The organism is Microbulbifer maximicatervae (SeqCode) (assembly GCF_052467065.1).
This window is the reverse complement of sequence record NZ_CP174299.1, coordinates 1,341,047-1,358,070: the sequence shown is the minus strand read 5'-3', so window position 1 is coordinate 1,358,070 and position 17,024 is coordinate 1,341,047. Positions and strand designations below refer to the sequence as shown.

The following is a 17,024-nucleotide window of genomic DNA, read 5'->3' as shown; positions in this document are numbered from 1 at the left end:
TTTGGCTATGGCGGATAATGTTTTGGATATGGCTACCGGCCAATTGGGCTCCGGGGGTATTGATGCGCTGACAAAGGCTTTGAATTTGCCGGCAGGGCAAGGTGAAGCTGCACTCTGTTCAGGCGTTGCTTACATACTGGCTGGTATGTTGAACAGGGCCAGTAGTAAAACAGGAATGGGTTATTTATTTAATTTAATTTCTGAAAGTGAAGTGCTGGATTTGTCTAAATTCGCCACCGCTATTTCCTCACCAGAAAAGTTGAAGTCAATTACAGACATCGGTGAGAAAATGCTGGAAAAAATTTTCAGCAGCCGTAAAAAAGAGGTCCTGGAAGTTGCAGCGAATAATTTGGGGAAAGAGGGCGGAGATCTATTGAGTGTATCCGCACCGATAGTTACTTCGTTAATGCAAGGCCAGGCCAAAGCTCAAAAAATGGATGTTTCCGACTTGGCTTCATTCCTGATTGGGCAGCGGGAGCATTTACAGGGGTATATACCGGATAACCTTCTTCAAGCAATCGACGTTCCAGATTTTGGGAAGTTGGGAGATGCTCTGGTTACCCATGGCCACGCCAAACCCCAGGAACCTCGGGCTACAGCAATTCAGGGGCCCGAAGAAAAACGTAAACCGGTGAGTTTCAGTAGCTGGTTTTTTCCTTTGCTGTTGGTACTTGTGGTTCTCTACGCATTGAATATGTGTATGTTGAAAGGAAAAAAGGAAAATTCAGAAAGTAATCCTTCCATGACCTCCCAGGAAGCGAGCTTTATGGAGTCCGCTTCACAGCCGGTAGGGGATTCCCCCCTTGAAAAAGCGGAAGAGGAAGCGCAACTGGGCCCCGATAACTTTTCCAGTAATTTACGTGATTATCTCAAGAGTTTTTCAGACAATCCGGACCGGGAATTCCCCATGCGGGTGAACTTTGAAAAGGGAACCGCAAAAATCACCAACCCTGCAGCTGAGGATATTGATGCTCTGGCAAAAATCATGCAGGACAACCCCAACTTAACCATTGCTATTGAAGGGCATGTAAAAGGTGAGGGTAATGAAATTGCAGAGCAGGAAATTTCCCAAGAACGTGCGGATGTAGTGAAAGAGCTTTTATTGAAGAAGGGGATAGCGGCAAACCGTATCACTGCAACAGGAATGGGCTCAGCTAAGCCTGTTGCGGAAGATATGTCAGAGAAGAGGGACCAAAAAGCCCTCAATGTTGAGCGAGTTAGTATCCGGGTAGTGACAAACTCTCAGGAGTAGCCGGGATACGGGAATCCCTTTAAAGGATATTTTCCAAGGTGGATTTCATTTATAAAAAATCCCGGTCTTTTGACCGGGATTTTTAGTGCCGCCTTAACTACGGAATTTATCCCTGTAAGCTCCGGGAGCTAGCCCTGTCCACTTTTTAAATGCGCGATTAAAAGCGCTGGGCTCGGAAAAGCCCAGGCGCTCGGCAATTTCAGCTACAGCGGTTTCCTGCTGCTTCAACTGGTAAACCGCCATATCCCGTCGAACAGAGTCTTTAATATCCTGCCAGCTGTTGCCCTCCTCTTTGAGGCGGCGGCGCAGCGTCTGTGGAGATGTGTATAAACGTGCGGCGACATCATCCAGTGACAGATTTTCGATACTGTTTTGCTGTTGCAGCATACGGCGAATACGACCGGTGAAACTGTGGTCGGATTTGTATTGGGTCAACAGGCACTCGGGGGCGCGGGACAGGAAGTCTGCCAGCTGTTGCTCATCGCGTACCAGGGGCATTTGCAAATAGCGAGTGTTAAATACCAGGCAGGTTTCACCTTGGTTAAAGTAGTGCCTGCAAGGGAACATATCGCTGTAGTCTTCGTTGTAGTCGGGCGGGGGAAACGCCAGAAGAACGCGCTCTAATAAAATGGTACGGTCGATCAGCCAGCTAAAAAAGCGCAACCAGATTACCGCGATAGATTCGACGAAAATTTGGTTGGGCAATTTTTTTTCATTGGTGTGGTGAATGATCAGTCGAGCTTCTTCACCGTCCTCGACCAGCTTGATGTGCAAGTCGTCACTCACCATGCTGATAAAGCGGCTGGAGCGAAGCAGAGCTCGGCGCAGGTTGGGACAGGTGATACAAGCGTGCCCCATCATGGCAAAAGTGCCCGGCAGCCAAGGGCGCGCCAGGAATCCTCCTGACTCATCGTTCAGAAAATCCCACTCAAGGCGTAACAAGTTGGCCATCTGCTCCCGGCCAACGCGGCTATCGGGATCATCTAGCTGGGCGGGGGCGATTCCGCTATCGATGAGTAGTTGTTGGCAATCCAGTCCGGTCGCTTGTGCACCAACCAGATGGGCCTTTACCGCAGCGGCGGGAATACCTAGCCCCGCTTCGCGGAGTTTGGGGTTTTCATTGTCCACTCTTTCAGCCTCACAATTATTTTCTGTCTGCTGCTGTATTACGGTATGGATTATGCGCAAACAGAGAGAGAAAGTCAGGCTTCTGCTTAATTTATATGCAACTGCCTGTGCTTTTATTAGTGGTGACAGTTTCGAACTTGATGGGCTTATGGAATAAAAGTTGTCTATTTCTGTCTTTTAATGTGTATTTTTTGCGTTAACGACTGAAAATCCCAGTTTTGCTCTCAACAATTTTCTATGCTTGTTCCTCTGTGGACTGACAGTTCTTTTAAAGTTTGATAGCGATAGTGAATCACTATTTCCTCGACCTGTAAGTCATATTCGTCAACAATAGGAAAAATTCCGTTAGTGAAGGACTGGTCAAATGTCACCGACGTCTGTTGCAAGTCTGTTAAACCCGACCATCTGCCGGCGAATGTTGATTGCTTACCTGATCGAGCATATTCCGCGTCCCAATAATCCTACTTTGGAGGAGGCAACTGGATGGCCTCGCCGTACGGTGCAGGACATTATTGCGAAAGGATTGCCGGGGCATGGCACAGTTGTAGAGTTCATTCAGGAGGGCGTGCGCCACAATGACGGCTACTACCTGCTGCGTGATTGGGGGTCTTTTGACAAGAATTGGGTGAAAACCAATTTGCCGATTATTTGCCAGGTGTTAGATGTAAAGCTGGATTTGAGTGACGCAATGAGCTGATCAGAGCGCCACTCACAAAGTTGGATTACTGCTGTGGCGCATGGCTTTGCTGAAGAATTTTGTTCACTTTCTCCAGTAGGGCGGGATTCGATTTAATGCTGTTGGCAATTTCCTGGTATTTGGTTTTGGAAAGGCCGGCTTTTTCAATTGCGGCGATCATTTTTCCCTGTGCTTCTTTGTTGATCGCTTCCGCTTCCTTGATATCGGCAGCCGCTTTCAGTTTGGGAGCGTATTCTCGACTCAGCATCACGATAGAGCGATAGGCGTTGGCAAATTGCTTGAGCTGCGGTTCGCTAAACGAAGCTTTGGGGGCGGTTGTTTGGCTGGTAGCAGGTTGTGCGAAGGTCATCGGCACGCTGAGTGATATTGCCAATACAGCCAGGTATTTCAAAAAGAGCTTCATCGGGCACTCCAAAAAGTATAAGGACGCTTTTGCTTCTCAGAGGGAGCACCCAGCGTCACGTTGGGGCTGTAAATTTATGCTTGTGGCGGAGCTTTAGTGACCTGTACCAAGTCTAAAGCGGGTAGCTATTAGTCTTCAGCGTAGTCAGTTTCTGGCGCCTTGTAGCGCCTTTTTCCGCCAGCAAGGAGAATTTTTCCTGGAGTGGTTGTGAGGTCATAAAATTTAGCGAGCGGCTGTCGCCGCTCATAATGCAGGAAAACTGCACCGGATTTAAACCGAGGTGGGCCTTGCGACTAACGGTCGTTGTGATCAGCTAGAAAATCCAGAGAAATTTCTTGCGTTTTTTCAGCGACTGTTCGCAGCTATTGAGTTGTTGCTGATATTTTTGCGCCCTGGCAGATACCTTGTGGGATACATTCTTTAGCCAGGCTTTATTCTGGAAAGTGCGCCGATTAAAACCACCGTGCCCCTCGTGGTAGGCGAGGTAAAGGCTGTAGGTGTCATTGGCGCGTATCTGGCACTGGCGTGCACTGGTGTTGTTATACCAGCCGATAAAATCGATGGCGTCGCCAAAATCATCCCGATCGGCACCGTAGTTAAAGGAAGACCTTTGGTAGTGGCGCCAAGTGGTCCCCAGAGCCTGGGGATAACCGTAGGCATCGGAAGGCCTCGGGCCGGGGATAAAGCCCAGGATCTTGGTGCGCGGGGGCTTGGCATCATGCACAAAACGGGATTCCTGGTGCATGATTGCCATCATCACTGCAATTGGAGAGCCCCATTTTTCCTCCGCGTCTTTTGCTTCGCCGTACCACTTCTTTTTTTCCTGGAAAATAGAGCAGACGTTGTCGAGATTACTTGGAGGTGCGGTTGCACAGCCGCTGCTCAGTGCAACAGCACTGAGCAAAACCAGCAGTCCGCATTTTTTATTTTTTTTGTGCATAACTATTTACGACATGTTTAAACGGTAATGGTCTTCACTCCGGCACTGGTGCCAAGCAGTAAAATATCGGCGGAGCGCTTGGCAAAGATACCGTTGGTCACCACACCGGTAATGTTATTGATGGTTTCTTCAAGGACAGTGGGGTGTTCGATACGCAGATTGTATACATCGAGAATGGCATTGCCATTATCTGTGATCACACCTTGACGATAAACCGGATCACCGCCCAGTTTAACCAGCTCCCGGGCAACCAGCGAGCGTGCCATGGGGATAACTTCAACCGGTAGGGGAAACTCTCCCAGGACTTTTACCCACTTGCTCTCATCGGCAATGCAGATAAATTCTTCAGAGCAGGCCGCCACGATTTTTTCTCTAGTCAATGCAGCACCACCACCTTTGATCATTTCAAGGGCCGGATTCACTTCATCGGCACCATCCACATAGAACTGGATGCTGTCGACGGCATTAAGCTCATAAACGGGAATGCCGTGGGATTTGAGTCGCTGTGCGGAGGCTTCAGAACTGGCCACAGTACCGTCAAAGGTACCTTTGATCTCCGCCAGATAATCGATAAAGAAGTTAGCTGTGGAACCGGTACCTACGCCGACAATGGAATTGTCCTCCAGGCGCGGGGCGATATAGTCGATAGCGGCGCGAGCTGTCGCCTGTTTCAATTCATCCTGGGTCATACTCTGGATAGTTTCCTTTGCAATTATTTCGCCTTAATTTGTATCTGACGATAAAAAAAAGCGCGTCTGGTTGTTTTTTGTGGCAAATGTGCTTCTCAAGGCTTAGACTGTCATGCCGGTGCTGCGCTTCACACAGGGCCTTTGTAACCCTGCTATTAGTCTACGCTGAGTCGCGCACAGTAATTAACCGCTACGGCCGTCAAACACGTCATGCCCAAGTCCTATATCAAGCGCATTTTAGACGCACGTATTTACGATGTCGCTACCGAGACGCCATTGGAGCAAATGCGCCAACTCTCCCATCGGTTTAACAACCGGATTCTGTTGAAGCGCGAAGATCTGCAGCCGGTGTTTTCCTTCAAGATTCGAGGGGCATACAACAAGCTCCTGCAGTTGCCCGCCGAGGAGCGGGCCCGGGGAGTGATTGCTGCATCGGCGGGTAACCATGCCCAGGGGCTTGCCCTGAGCGCTGCCCAAATGGGAGTGCGCGCCACTATAGTGATGCCCAAAACCACCCCGCAAATTAAGGTGAGTGCTGTGCGCATGCGCGGTGCCGAAGTCGTGCTACATGGGGATACTTTTGATGAAGCGGCGGCGAGGGCTCGCGAGCTGGTTGAAGAGCGGGGGTTGGTATTTATCCACCCCTACGATGACCCCGATGTAATCGCCGGCCAGGGCACCGTGGCTATGGAGATGCTGCGACAGCACTCGGGTAACCTGGACGCGGTGTTTATTCCGGTCGGAGGGGGTGGTTTAGCTGCGGGTATGGCCGCCTATATCAAATATGTACGTCCGGAAACCAAAGTGTACGGTGTAGAGCCGCAGGATGCTGCCTGTCTGGAGGCCGCGCTGAAAGCCGGCGAGCGCGCTCGGCTAGCGGAGGTGGGCTTGTTTGCCGATGGTGTTGCCGTTGCACAAATCGGTGAGGAGACCTTCCGGGTTCTGCGCGAAACCGTGGATGGGGTTATCACTGTTAGTACCGATGAAATCTGTGCGGCCATTAAGGATATATTCGAGGATACACGCTCTATCGCTGAGCCGGCCGGGGCCGTCGGTTTAGCGGGGCTGAAGAAATATCTGGAGCAAAACGACAATCGCAATGGCACCTTCGCCACAGTGTGCAGTGGAGCCAATATTAATTTTGATCGCCTGCGCTACATTAGCGAGCGCACCGAGATCGGTGAAAAGCGCGAGGCGGTCCTCGCGGTAAAAATTGCTGAGCAACCGGGAAGTTACCTGCAGTTCTGCCGGGATTTAGGGGACCGCTCAATTACTGAGTTTAACTATCGTTTTGCCAGTGATAACGAAGCGCATATCTTTGTGGGCCTGCAGGTGGTATCTGAGGAAGACCGCAGCCAATTGGTTAGTCAGCTTGAGTCCAAAGATTATCAGGTTACCGATCTTACCGATAACGAAATGGCGAAACTGCATATTCGCCATTTAGTGGGAGGTAGAGTGCCGGGCTTGCCCGACGAAGTCATTTACCGCTTTGAATTTCCCGAGCGCCCGGGGGCCTTGCGCAAGTTCCTCGAGCATCTCGCCGGGCGTTGGAATATAACGCTGTTTCACTATCGCAATCACGGGGCAGCTTATGGGCGTGTTCTTGTGGGATTGCAGGTGGAGCCGGCAGCGAGGGACGAACTACAGACACTATTACACCAGCTTCAATTTCGTTTTTGGGATGAAACACAGAATCCGGCTTATCGGTTATTTTTGGGCGCTTAAACCATCGCTTCCCGATACCTGAGAAAGACGTCTCATTTATCGAAACGTGTATAGACTGCAAATCCTGTTTTGTCGAACTTGCTTGTCTAATTTTGAGACAAAAAACTCATAAAATATCCAATAAACGGTTACTATTACGCCGCTTCTTGAGTATTGTCTATTCGCGTGGAACTTTTGCTGTGGCTCTGGTCATAAGCGGGGCGAAACGCATATAAAAACAAAATTATCGTACAGGATGGTCCCAATGAAAGCCGATGCGCTGACAATCGCTGTGGTTGTCTTTGTCGCGGGCGTTCTGTTGAGTACCAGTGGTTTATCTGAGGTATTTTCTTCCGAAGCTGAACCGCCGGCTGCTCTGCAACAGGGAGTGGTTACCCGTTAGGCTGATGCCGGGGGGGCGCTCTGCCCACGAGCAAACACAAAAAAAGCCGGACACTTAGGTGTCCGGCTTTTTTTGTGCTCCACTACCCACTTTTTAGCGGCAGCGGTAAATCCTTTGCTCTGTAACCACCATATCCAGTGGAATATCCCAATTGTCTGTGGGCAGGTTATCCACACATTGTAGATGGTGCGCCGCGCCGATAAGTTGTGGTCCAGTGCCTGGTAATAACTGTTTGCGCTCAAAAGTCCGATCGTAGAAACCGGCCCCCATACCCAAGCGCGCTCCGCTGGGGTCGAAGGCGACCAGAGGAACCAAAACAAGATCCAGGAGCTTGGGTGCGCGGTAAGTTGTGCGCACAGGCTCCGGAATGCGATAGCGATTGCGAAAAGCCAGGGGTTCGCCTTGCCAACGCCTGAACCGGAGGTGGGGGTGTGGTTCTGCCGGTAGCTGTGGCAAATAAAAATGTTTTTGTGGAAAACGTTGCAGCAGGTAGCGGACATCCAGCTCGCCATCAGTCGGCCAATAGATACCGACATGCACTGCTCGATTCATTTGTGGGATACGGCTCAGGAGAGTGATGGCTGCACGGCCATGCAAACGCTGTTGATAGGCGCTGAGTTCCCGTCGCCCCGCGCGCATACGGCGGCGCAGTTGCGTTTTGGTTTCAGTCATTGTGGGAAGAGAAGAGCGTGAAGAAATAGGGTACCCCGAGTGTGCGGCTGTAGACGGAGCCTTGAACCGTAAGGTTCAAGGTGGTGGGATCCGGAGTACATAAGGCTTTCCGCTACAAGGCGGACTTGCTCACCAGCACCCGCTGGAAACCACCGGGGTAAGATTATCGGCTCAAGGACATAGTCTGCTGGCCAACACCCCAGGGTATGAACCAATTATAACTTGTAGAGCGGGGGGCTGTTAACCAGAAATTTAAATGAAGTGACCGGTAGCAGAAAGTGGCTTCTTGTCACCTTACTCCTGAATTTTTTCTTCCGAGTCTATTTCGCCCAATGCACTTTGCACCTTATCAGTAAGTCGCTCCAACATTTCCTCTTGCAGAGGAATGGAGCTGAGCTCAGCTTTCGCCTGGATAAGCTCGTGGGCAATATTAAGCGCTGCCATTACGGCGATACGCTCTAAGCCGATGACAGTACCTGTTGCGCGGATACGGGACATGCGTTCGTGTAGCAGGTGTGCCGAAGCCTGTAGTCCGGCGCGCTCGCTTTCCGCGCAGGCGACACGGTACTCTTTATCGAGAATAGAAACAGTTACAGTTTCGGAGGGTGATGCGGTTTCAGACATCAGGTATCTTGCGTTAGCCCCTTAAGACGGTTAATCATAGCTTCTACCCGCGAGCGGGCGGCCTCGTTATTTTTTATCAGGCGCTGGCGTTCACGCAGCCAGTCGGCTTCCTGCCGGCGTAATTCACGATTGTCATCCGCCAATTGTTGACAGCGGGCAATGAGTGAATCCACGGTGCTTTCTAGCGCTTGCAGCTTATCCATATTTCCTGCATTTGAGGTCGACGTCTGAGTTCGCAACACGACAGACTGCGAGGGATTCCGCTACTATATTGCCGGCGTATTGGTGGGTCAATCGCTGCACCTGCGCGGACAATCACAAAATTGTCTCTTAATGCCTCAAATTCCCGGTTTGGCACCAGTGTGACGGCCGGATTGAAAAGCCTAATTTACAAAAAGCTGTACGGTAACCATGACTTCTGAAGCTAGCCGATTTGAACTCCTCGCCAACGCCATTCTCTCAGCTGGGGGGCAGGCTGACCCCAGTGAATTGCACGGTTTTATCTGTGGCATTTTGGCGGCGGGCGAGCGACCGGACAAACAGCGTTGGCAGAATGAGCTGGCCGGATTGCTCGATGTGGAGGCGGTGCCGGCAGATCTCAATCGGGATTTTTTCCAGCTGACTGAGGAAAGCCACAAGCAGCTCGACGGCTCTAACTTCGATTTTCAGTTGGTGTTGTGCGATGACGAAGATGTTGTCTCCCGCGCTCTGGCGCTGGGTCATTGGTGCGATGGGTTCCTGCACGGCTTTGGTGTCGGCGGGGCCCGGGAAAAATTGATGCCCACCAGTGACGAAGCTTTAAAAGATATTAGTGCCATCGCCCAATTGGATGCCGAACATGTTGAAGAGGGTGAGGAGACCGAGCTGCAACTGGTGGAACTGCAGGAATACGTGCGCGTAGCCGTACTCAATATATTTACTGAGGTAAAGGGTAAGGACTCCAATAGCGAGCCCACCATTCACTGATGTCTAAGACCCCGAAAACCACAGCGGGAATCAGTCGATCTGAGTACGCCCGCCGACGCAACCGCCTGATGGCAGAATTGCCGGCAGGTAGTTTGGCAATCGTGTCATCTGCTGGGGAGCAACTGCGTTCCCGGGATACTTATTTTCCGTTTCGCCAGGACAGTGATTTTTTGTATCTCACTGGGTTTGATGAACCGGAAGCGCTGCTGGTTTTGGTGCCGGGACGAACACAGGGAGAAACCCTGTTGTTCTGTCGCGAGCGCGATGCGGAAAAAGAAAAGTGGGATGGCCCGCGCCTGGGGCCGGAGCGCGCGATGCAGCAGTGCGGCTTGAACGATGCATTTCCCATCGGTGATCTCGATGATATTTTGCCGGGGCTGCTAGAAGGGCGCGAGCTGCTCTATTTCCCCATGGGCCGCTACGCCCATTTGGATAAGCGAATCCGCAATTACCTGGAGCGGATTACCGCAGCGCCGGATACCGGGGGGGCACCGGAAATGGTCGACCTCGATTACCAGTTGCGGGAAATGCGACTGATTAAGTCGGCCCAGGAAATTCGCTTAATGGAGCAGGCGGCCAAAATCAGTGCCGAGGCACACAGCCGGGCTATGACCCGATGCCAGCCGGGCCTTTACGAATACCAGCTGGAGGCTGCTCTCCTGCATACCTTTGTCGACTCCGGAGCTCGGGAAACAGCCTATCCCACTATCGTAGGGGGTGGCGGCAATGCGTTGGTGATGCACTATTGCAGTAATAATGCCCAGTTGCGCGATGGGGACTTGGTGCTGGTGGATGCGGGCTGTGAGTACCGTGGTTATGTGGCCGATATTACTCGCACCTATCCGGTTAATGGTTCATTTAGCGGACCGCAGCGCGCACTTTATGAGATCGTTTTGGCGGCACAGCAAGCGGCGATTGAACAGGTTTCAGTGGGCAATCACTGGGACCATCCCCACGCTGCCAGTGTTGAGATAATCACTCAGGGGTTGGTCGATTTAGGACTGTTGCGAGGCGACACCCAGGGGTTGATAGAGTCTGGCGCTTATCGGCAGTTTTATATGCACCGGGTTGGCCATTGGCTGGGCATGGATGTGCACGATGTGGGTGATTATCGCATTCATGGAGCCTGGCGCCAGCTGGAAGCCGGAATGGTAATGACGGTCGAACCCGGAATTTATGTCCCGGAGGACGATGAGAGTATTCCCGCAGAATTTCGCGGGATCGGGATTCGAATCGAAGATGATGTCGCACTTACCAATAGAGGGCCTCAGATCCTCTCAGCAGCGGCTCCAAAAGCGATTGAAGATATTGAATACACCATGCTTCATGGACGGGACTTACTGACCCGTTAGAAGTGATTGTTGGATTGTTCGGCCAATAATATTTCAATGCCGAATAATCAAAGGGGGAATTGGGATGGGTGAGTCGGCGCGTAAAGTAGATGTGGCCATTGTCGGTGGCGGTATGGCGGGAGCCAGCCTGGCATTAATGTTGTCACATTTTTGTCCTCAACTCAGTGTGGCGCTCCTGGAGCAGAGAGCACTGCCGGATGCCGCTGCCAGTATTCAGTTGCCGAGTTTCGACACGCGAGCCACGGCCATTGCCGCAGGCAGCTTGCAGTTATTTGCGGAGCTTGGGCTCTGGCCTGCTCTGCAAGCCTATAGCGCCCCGATTGATCGTATTCATGTGAGTGATCGGGGGCATGCATTTGGCGCCGCCCTCTCGACCCGTGAGGGACAGGGAGTCAACTTTGAGGGCATTCTGGGCGCAGTAATAGAAAATGCAGCGCTGGGCCCGATTCTCCACAGTGCACTGACTAGCACTTCCACCCAATTATTAGCGCCGGCGCAGGTTACTGACATTACCATGACCTCTGTGGGCGCAAACCTGTTGTGGCGATCCGAGGATAATTCCCCCGATCAGGCACTGTCCTGCGGATTGGTGGTCGTTGCCGATGGGGTGAACTCTCCCCTTTGCCGCCAGCTGGGAATAGAAATCAGCTCGGTTAAGTACCCTCAGAGAGCGCTCGTCGCTACGGTCGCTCTGCAACAGCCTCACCAAGGTGTGGCTTACGAGCGCTTCACCCGAATGGGGCCCATGGCACTTTTACCGCTGCCAGATAGAAAAGGGCAGCACCGCGCGGCACTAGTGTGGGCTTGCGAGGAAGCAGAGGCTGAGCGTGTCGGTGTAATGCCTGAGGCTGAACGCCTGAAAAAACTCCAGCAGGTATTTGGCTGGCGTGCCGGACGTTTTATTAAGGTTGGAGCCGTTCAGGGGTATCCACTGAGTTTATCGATCGCCCAGGAACAGTGGCGCCGGAATGTGGTGTTGATGGGCAATTGCGCCCACTTTCTGCACCCAGTAGCAGGGCAGGGTTTTAACCTGACTCTGCGGGACTGTTATGGATTGGCACAAGCCCTGTCGACAGTGACGTCGGATACACTGCCAGGGCGGCTCGATTTCCTGCAGCAATACGGAGAAATGCGCCAGCTGGACCAGCAATTGACGATTGGATTCAGTGACCGTATTCCCACACTGTTTTCCTCTTCCGGTTGGCTGCAACAGGGAATTCGTCAGTTGGGAATGCTCGGCCTTACAATGGTCCCGCCGCTGCGCCGGGAATTTGTCAGTCAAGCGGCGGGATTTGGGCTTTAAAAGGTGCAGGGTCGGGGACGGCTGCTGCCACTTCAGCGGAATTGGCTTTTATGAACAGACATCGTTTGGATTTTGCCATTGTGGGTGCGGGCATGGTGGGCATGGCCCAGGCAGCGCTGCTGGCAGTTCGGCACCCGGGCATGCGTCTGGCCTTGCTGGAGGCGTCCCCGGAGACAACGCCGCAATTGTCACCGCAGTATGAACCCCGCGTGGTGGCTCTGACACAGGCCTCCCGCGAGCTGCTCGAAGAGGTGGGAGCCTGGGATGATATTGCCAGCCGCCGCGCCTGCCCCTATGTGGAAATGCGGGTTTGGGATGCAGATGGAACCGGCTCAGTAAGCTTTAACAGCCGCGATGTGCAGCTGCCGAATCTCGGTCATATCGTCGAGAATAATGTCATTGTCGCCGCGTTAAGAGCACGGCTGGAAACCCTGCCCAACGTGGAGTTGGTCAATGGTTTTCGCCTGGAGAGCTGGTGGCGCGACTGCGGACTCTGGCATTTACAGCCTCGCGGTGAAGACCGCTTAAATGAAGAGGATGGCCTGCGCGAGCAACCTGAGATAGTGCGTACCCGCCTGTTAATCGGTGCCGATGGCGCCCGCTCTAAAGTGCGAGACTTACTGCATATCCGCTCCCAGGATACCGATTACCATCAAACTGCGTTGGTGTGTGTCGCGCGCAGTGAGAAATCTCACCGTCACACCGCTTGGCAGCGTTTTTTACAAACGGGTCCACTGGCATTTTTACCTCTCGCGGGGTTGGGGGATGACAATCACTGCGCCGTGGTTTGGTCTGCGGATGAAGAGCTGGCGCAAGAGCTATTGATGCTGGATGACCAGGCCTTTGCCCTGAACCTGGAAAAAGCCTTTGAGAGCCGTTTGGGCAAAGTGGAATCCGTCAGTGAGCGCTTTTCCTTCCCCCTGCGCGCGCGCCATGCGGAACGTTATCGCGGCCCTGGCGCTGTATTGGTGGGAGACGCCGCCCACAGTATCCACCCCCTCGCGGGCCAGGGTGTAAATCTTGGGCTGCAGGATGTGCGGGTGTTGGCAGATGAAATTGACCGCGCTATGGCGCGCGGCCTGGAGCCCTCTCACTCTTCAGTGTTGGCCCGCTACGAACGCCGCCGTCGCGGCGACAACGCCGCCACTATGAAAGCGATGAGCGCCTTTAAGTCTTTGTTCGGTGCTGGTGATGTGCACTGGCGCTGGCTGCGTAACACTGGGTTGAGCATGGTAGATGCCAGCCCCATGTTAAAGAAGCGGATTATTATGCGGGCTATGGCTGTTTAAATTTGCTATTCCCGCAAAACGGATCGGGAGAAAGTGCTCGGTGGGGGTGTCAGAGAAGTTGCTGGTGTTTGCCTATCTACTTAGTGGCTTTTCCCAGAGGCAGAGGGGAATTAAAAGCCTTGCCGTCGGTAAAAAAGGTTAATTTCAATTGAGTCACTGGATTACTGTTTACTCATTTCCTATATCAAAGGATCTCAGCGCGCTTTTTCGCTTAATACAGCGTTACCAATTGCCACTGAGAATTGCTGAGGAAAAAAATCAGCAGGCGTTGTTGACGACAGATTCAGGTATAGCTGAATTGCTGAAGCCGCTTTTGCAAGATTGGGAGCGGGGATTAGTTGATCTGGACAGAGTTCAGCTAACAAAGGCAGAACCAGCGGCCGGCGACCATTTACCGGGTGAAGAGGGACAAGCACCAAAGGAGAAAGCACCTGTAAGCCCCTCATTTTTACCGACTTTCCCAATGGATAAAACACCGATTAGTTTACTGCTTATCGGCCTGTGTTTTTTTGGTTGGTTTTTACATTCCAATAATCTGTCTGCACCGCTTTTAATATATCCAGATACCAGTGGTGGCCCACTTTTCTCACAGTCGTCTTTAATGTGGCACTTGGAGAGAGGGGAGTTTTGGCGATTGTGGACCCCTGCAATCATCAACTTGTCTTTTCAGCATGCCCTGTTCAATGCTCTGGCTATCTGGATACTTGGGCGTCCATTGGAAGCACGCGGAGGGCCATTTATTTATAGCCTTCTAGTGTTGCTCGGCGGGATTGCAGCTAATTTATCCCAATATGCCTGGAAGCCCGAGGTGATATTCGCTGGAATGTCGGGTGTTGTATACACGCTGGTCGGATTTGCTGTGGTGATGCAGCGTTGGCAACCGGCATGGAGAGATATACCCCCGGGTATTATTACCCTGGCGATTGTGTGGATGATATTGTGCGTTCTTGGAGTGATTACCTATTTTACTGGGATCGGCATCGCCAATGCTGCGCATTTAGGAGGCTTTTTTGCCGGTTTTTTGATTGCGCTGGTTTACTGCGTTGCTGGTGGTGCGCGAAAATTTAACTCTTATCCCGCTTCAACCTGAATTATATGATTTTACTGATAACCTACGTTTTTATTGCCCTTGGCTTTTCTTTCCTGTGCTCGATAGCAGAGTCAGTTATTCTCAGCGTAACAACGCCATACGTGCGCCTGATGGAGCGGGAGGGGCATAAAGCGGGGTCTTTGCTGCGCAAATTAAAATCCGATATTAATGCCCCCCTGGCCGCTATCCTCACCCTGAATACCGTCGCGCACACAGCGGGTGCTGCAGGTGCCGGTGCCCAGGCAGCAGCGGTTTTTGGCAATGAGTACCTGGGTATCGCCTCAGCGATCCTGACCCTGTTGATCCTGGTTTTTTCTGAAATTATTCCCAAGACACTGGGAGCCGTGTACTGGCGCCAATTGGCCCCTAGCACCGCTTATGTATTGCGCGGCCTGGTCTGGTTACTCCACCCGTTTGTAAAAATGTCCGAGTGGTTGACCAAAGGCCTGTCCCATGGCCCAACCCTGACGGGCTTCAGCCGCGATGAGTTTGCCATTATGGCGGAAATTGGCGAGGCGGAAGGGCAGTTAGAGCAGCGGGAGTCCAGCATCCTGCGCAACCTGTTCTTCACCCTGCGGGACCACTCCGTGCGCGAGGTGATGACTCCCCGCACAGTGGTCTTCTCCCTGCCGCAGGACATTACTGTGGAAGAGGCCTACGAGGATGCAGAGAAAGGGCGTTTTTCCCGTATCCCGGTCTATGAAAATCGCGACCCGGATTGTGTGGTGGGTTTTGTATTGCGACAGGAGCTATTGCTGGCCTACGCCAAAGGTGAGCACCAGAAAACTCTGGCGGATTATCGCCGTGAAATGTTGATCCTGCCGGAAACAGCCACTATCTACCAAGCGTTCCAGAAAATGCTGTCCCGCCGCGTGCAGATTAGTGCGGTTATGGATGAATATGGCAGTCTCGAGGGCTTGGTGACCCTGGAGGATCTGCTGGAGACCCTGCTCGGGGAAGAAATTGTCGACGAGGCAGATAAAACACCCGACCGCCAGGAGCTGGCTAAGCGTTTGTGGCGCTGGAGATCGAAGAAGTACGGCCTCAAAGTCGACGAATCCGCAAACACAGAAGAGAACGCGGAAGAGGCTGGTCAAGGGCGCGATCGGGGCAGCGACTGATTAAGAGTCCCCCTGATTAAAAAATGATCATTTCTGCACTAGCCCAACACAGTGGATATTGGGTGTTGCCCGATTCCCAAACACGGGCGAATGCAGGATAGAGCGCCAGCGGAATCTTTGACGGCCTCTGTGAACCTGGACAGGTTTTACTACCAATGCCTGCTAGGCTTGCAGAGCATATATATTGCCGCGTCTGCCCCGCTGGCAAGGCCGGTACCCAAGCCGCTAGAATACGCCGCTTCGGAACCTGACGGACTGAGATTTTAAAAATGGGAAATAGAACTCCTCTGTATGACACGCATGTCGCTATGGGCGGCAAAATGGTGGATTTCGGTGGATGGGACATGCCGCTGCACTACGGTTCGCAGCTGGATGAGCACAACAAGGTGCGCACCGATGCGGGGATGTTCGATGTCTCCCATATGACCGTGGTCGACGTAGATGGCGCCCAGGCCCGCGACTACCTGCGCTACCTGCTGGCCAATGATGTGGCCAAGCTGGATGGCAACCCGGGTAAGGCCCTTTACACCGGCATGCTCAATGACAAAGGCGGTGTGATTGACGACCTGATCGTCTACCTGCGCGATCCCGGCTATCGAGTGGTTGTTAACTGTGCAACTCGCGAGAAAGACCTGGCGTGGATGCGCAATCAGGCAGAGTCCTTTGATGTGACCCTGACTGAGTGCCCGGATGTAGCGATGGTCGCTATCCAGGGCCCCAACGCCATCGAGAAAACCAAAGAGGTTTTGGGCATTGATTGGACTGCCGCGATTGATGCACTGAAAGTTTTCCAAAGCGTTGCCCGAGGTGGCTGGTTTGTAGCGCGCACCGGTTACACCGGTGAAGATGGCCTGGAAATTATGTTGCCGGGCGAAGACGCCAGTGGTTTCTGGCGCGCCCTGGCCGAAGCGGGCGTTTCCCCCTGTGGACTGGGTGCACGTGACACCCTGCGCCTGGAAGCGGGTATGAACCTGTACGGGCATGAGATGGACGATGAGACGTCCCCGCTGGTTGCCAATATGGCCTGGACGGTTGCCTGGGCACCGGAGAGCCGCAACTTTATCGGCCGTGGTGTTCTGGAGCAGGAAAAAGCCGATGGCGTTAAGCACAAGCTCGTAGGCCTGGTGCTGGAAGAGCGCGGTGTATTGCGCGCTGGTCAACCGGTAGTGGTAGACGACAGTGATGACCGGGGTATCATTACCAGCGGCACTTTCTCTCCCACACTGGGTTACTCTATCGCCTTGGCGCGAGTTCCGGTGAGTGTTGGTGATACCGCACAGGTAGAAATCCGCAAGAAACTGCAGCCAGTCAAGGTGGTTAAGCCCTGCTTCGTACGCAACGGCAAGTCAGTTATTTAAGCGTCGCCCAGAGGTGTACGCGTCACTAAGACA

18 protein-coding genes and 1 other RNA gene are annotated in these 17,024 nt (G+C 52.7%); 11 read left to right on the top strand and 8 right to left on the bottom strand.

Features of this window, described 5'->3' with window-relative positions:
- The first annotated feature begins 7 nt into the window (after window positions 1-7).
- On the top strand, window positions 8-1,252 hold the full coding sequence (locus ACJJI1_RS05985; protein WP_444958838.1) for an OmpA family protein: 1,245 nt from the start codon (window positions 8-10) through the stop codon (window positions 1,250-1,252).
- A 93-nt stretch (window positions 1,253-1,345) separates the two neighbouring features.
- On the opposite strand, the gene ACJJI1_RS05980 is transcribed toward ACJJI1_RS05985, so the two are convergent.
- Entirely contained in the window at window positions 1,346-2,380 is a 1,035-nt protein-coding gene (locus ACJJI1_RS05980) for an AraC family transcriptional regulator (protein WP_282930930.1), read from the bottom strand.
- A 364-nt stretch (window positions 2,381-2,744) separates the two neighbouring features.
- Between ACJJI1_RS05980 and ACJJI1_RS05975 the strand changes: the two genes are divergently transcribed.
- Complete coding sequence (locus tag ACJJI1_RS05975) at window positions 2,745-3,077, top strand: helix-turn-helix domain-containing protein (protein WP_413663608.1); 333 nt, start codon at window positions 2,745-2,747, stop codon at window positions 3,075-3,077.
- 25 nt (window positions 3,078-3,102) lie between these two features.
- Here the strand turns inward: ACJJI1_RS05975 and ACJJI1_RS05970 are convergent, their stop codons facing one another.
- From ACJJI1_RS05970 to rpiA, 3 genes are all read right to left on the bottom strand, one after another.
- A complete protein-coding gene (locus ACJJI1_RS05970) occupies window positions 3,103-3,480 on the bottom strand; it encodes a DUF4168 domain-containing protein (RefSeq protein ID WP_282930932.1) in 378 nt (125 codons plus the stop codon).
- A 313-nt stretch (window positions 3,481-3,793) separates the two neighbouring features.
- Window positions 3,794-4,420 (bottom strand): transglycosylase SLT domain-containing protein, encoded by a 627-nt coding sequence (locus ACJJI1_RS05965; protein ID WP_282930933.1) that lies wholly within the window; start codon window positions 4,418-4,420, stop codon window positions 3,794-3,796.
- A gap of 17 nt (window positions 4,421-4,437) precedes the next feature.
- Window positions 4,438-5,109 (bottom strand): ribose-5-phosphate isomerase RpiA, encoded by a 672-nt coding sequence (gene rpiA, locus ACJJI1_RS05960; RefSeq protein ID WP_282930934.1) that lies wholly within the window; start codon window positions 5,107-5,109, stop codon window positions 4,438-4,440.
- 210 nt (window positions 5,110-5,319) lie between these two features.
- On the opposite strand from rpiA, the gene ilvA reads away from it, so the two are divergent.
- Both ilvA and ACJJI1_RS05950 read left to right on the top strand, forming a co-directional pair.
- Window positions 5,320-6,834: a threonine ammonia-lyase, biosynthetic gene (ilvA, locus tag ACJJI1_RS05955; RefSeq protein ID WP_413663607.1), complete on the top strand. Its 1,515-nt coding sequence runs from the start codon at window positions 5,320-5,322 to the stop codon at window positions 6,832-6,834.
- 244 nt (window positions 6,835-7,078) lie between these two features.
- On the top strand, window positions 7,079-7,216 hold the full coding sequence (locus ACJJI1_RS05950; protein ID WP_192879435.1) for a hypothetical protein: 138 nt from the start codon (window positions 7,079-7,081) through the stop codon (window positions 7,214-7,216).
- 93 nt (window positions 7,217-7,309) lie between these two features.
- Here ACJJI1_RS05950 and ACJJI1_RS05945 read toward each other — a convergent pair whose 3' ends face one another.
- From ACJJI1_RS05945 to ACJJI1_RS05930, 4 genes are all read right to left on the bottom strand, one after another.
- Window positions 7,310-7,888 (bottom strand): 5-formyltetrahydrofolate cyclo-ligase, encoded by a 579-nt coding sequence (locus ACJJI1_RS05945; RefSeq protein ID WP_444915310.1) that lies wholly within the window; start codon window positions 7,886-7,888, stop codon window positions 7,310-7,312.
- 28 nt (window positions 7,889-7,916) lie between these two features.
- Window positions 7,917-8,097, bottom strand: a non-coding RNA gene (ssrS, locus tag ACJJI1_RS05940) — 6S RNA.
- Window positions 8,098-8,182: 85 nt separating this feature from the next.
- A complete protein-coding gene (locus ACJJI1_RS05935; RefSeq protein WP_444918432.1) occupies window positions 8,183-8,512 on the bottom strand; it encodes a cell division protein ZapA in 330 nt (109 codons plus the stop codon).
- Complete coding sequence (locus ACJJI1_RS05930) at window positions 8,512-8,754, bottom strand: TIGR02449 family protein (RefSeq protein WP_444918431.1); 243 nt, start codon at window positions 8,752-8,754, stop codon at window positions 8,512-8,514. The genes ACJJI1_RS05935 and ACJJI1_RS05930 overlap by 1 nt, the downstream gene beginning before the upstream one ends.
- Window positions 8,755-8,923: 169 nt before the next feature.
- Here ACJJI1_RS05930 and ACJJI1_RS05925 point away from each other — a divergent pair, with 169 nt between their 5' ends.
- The 7 genes from ACJJI1_RS05925 to gcvT all read left to right on the top strand — a co-directional run bounded on the left by ACJJI1_RS05925 (window position 8,924) and on the right by gcvT (window position 16,991).
- Entirely contained in the window at window positions 8,924-9,478 is a 555-nt protein-coding gene (locus ACJJI1_RS05925; protein ID WP_413663604.1) for a UPF0149 family protein, read from the top strand.
- Entirely contained in the window at window positions 9,478-10,830 is a 1,353-nt protein-coding gene (gene pepP, locus ACJJI1_RS05920) for a Xaa-Pro aminopeptidase (RefSeq protein WP_444958837.1), read from the top strand. The genes ACJJI1_RS05925 and pepP overlap by 1 nt, the downstream gene beginning before the upstream one ends.
- A 64-nt stretch (window positions 10,831-10,894) precedes the next feature.
- Window positions 10,895-12,133, top strand: coding sequence for an FAD-dependent monooxygenase (locus ACJJI1_RS05915; protein ID WP_444958836.1), 1,239 nt, complete (start codon window positions 10,895-10,897; stop codon window positions 12,131-12,133).
- 50 nt (window positions 12,134-12,183) lie between these two features.
- A complete protein-coding gene (locus tag ACJJI1_RS05910) occupies window positions 12,184-13,422 on the top strand; it encodes a UbiH/UbiF/VisC/COQ6 family ubiquinone biosynthesis hydroxylase (protein ID WP_282930941.1) in 1,239 nt (412 codons plus the stop codon).
- A 148-nt stretch (window positions 13,423-13,570) separates the two neighbouring features.
- A complete protein-coding gene (locus ACJJI1_RS05905) occupies window positions 13,571-14,512 on the top strand; it encodes a rhomboid family intramembrane serine protease (RefSeq protein ID WP_444907018.1) in 942 nt (313 codons plus the stop codon).
- A gap of 5 nt (window positions 14,513-14,517) precedes the next feature.
- Window positions 14,518-15,633, top strand: a complete 1,116-nt coding sequence (locus ACJJI1_RS05900; protein ID WP_444907019.1) for a CNNM domain-containing protein — start codon at window positions 14,518-14,520, stop codon at window positions 15,631-15,633.
- 269 nt (window positions 15,634-15,902) lie between these two features.
- Entirely contained in the window at window positions 15,903-16,991 is a 1,089-nt protein-coding gene (gene gcvT / locus ACJJI1_RS05895) for a glycine cleavage system aminomethyltransferase GcvT (protein WP_444958835.1), read from the top strand.
- Window positions 16,992-17,024: the final 33 nt, after the last annotated feature.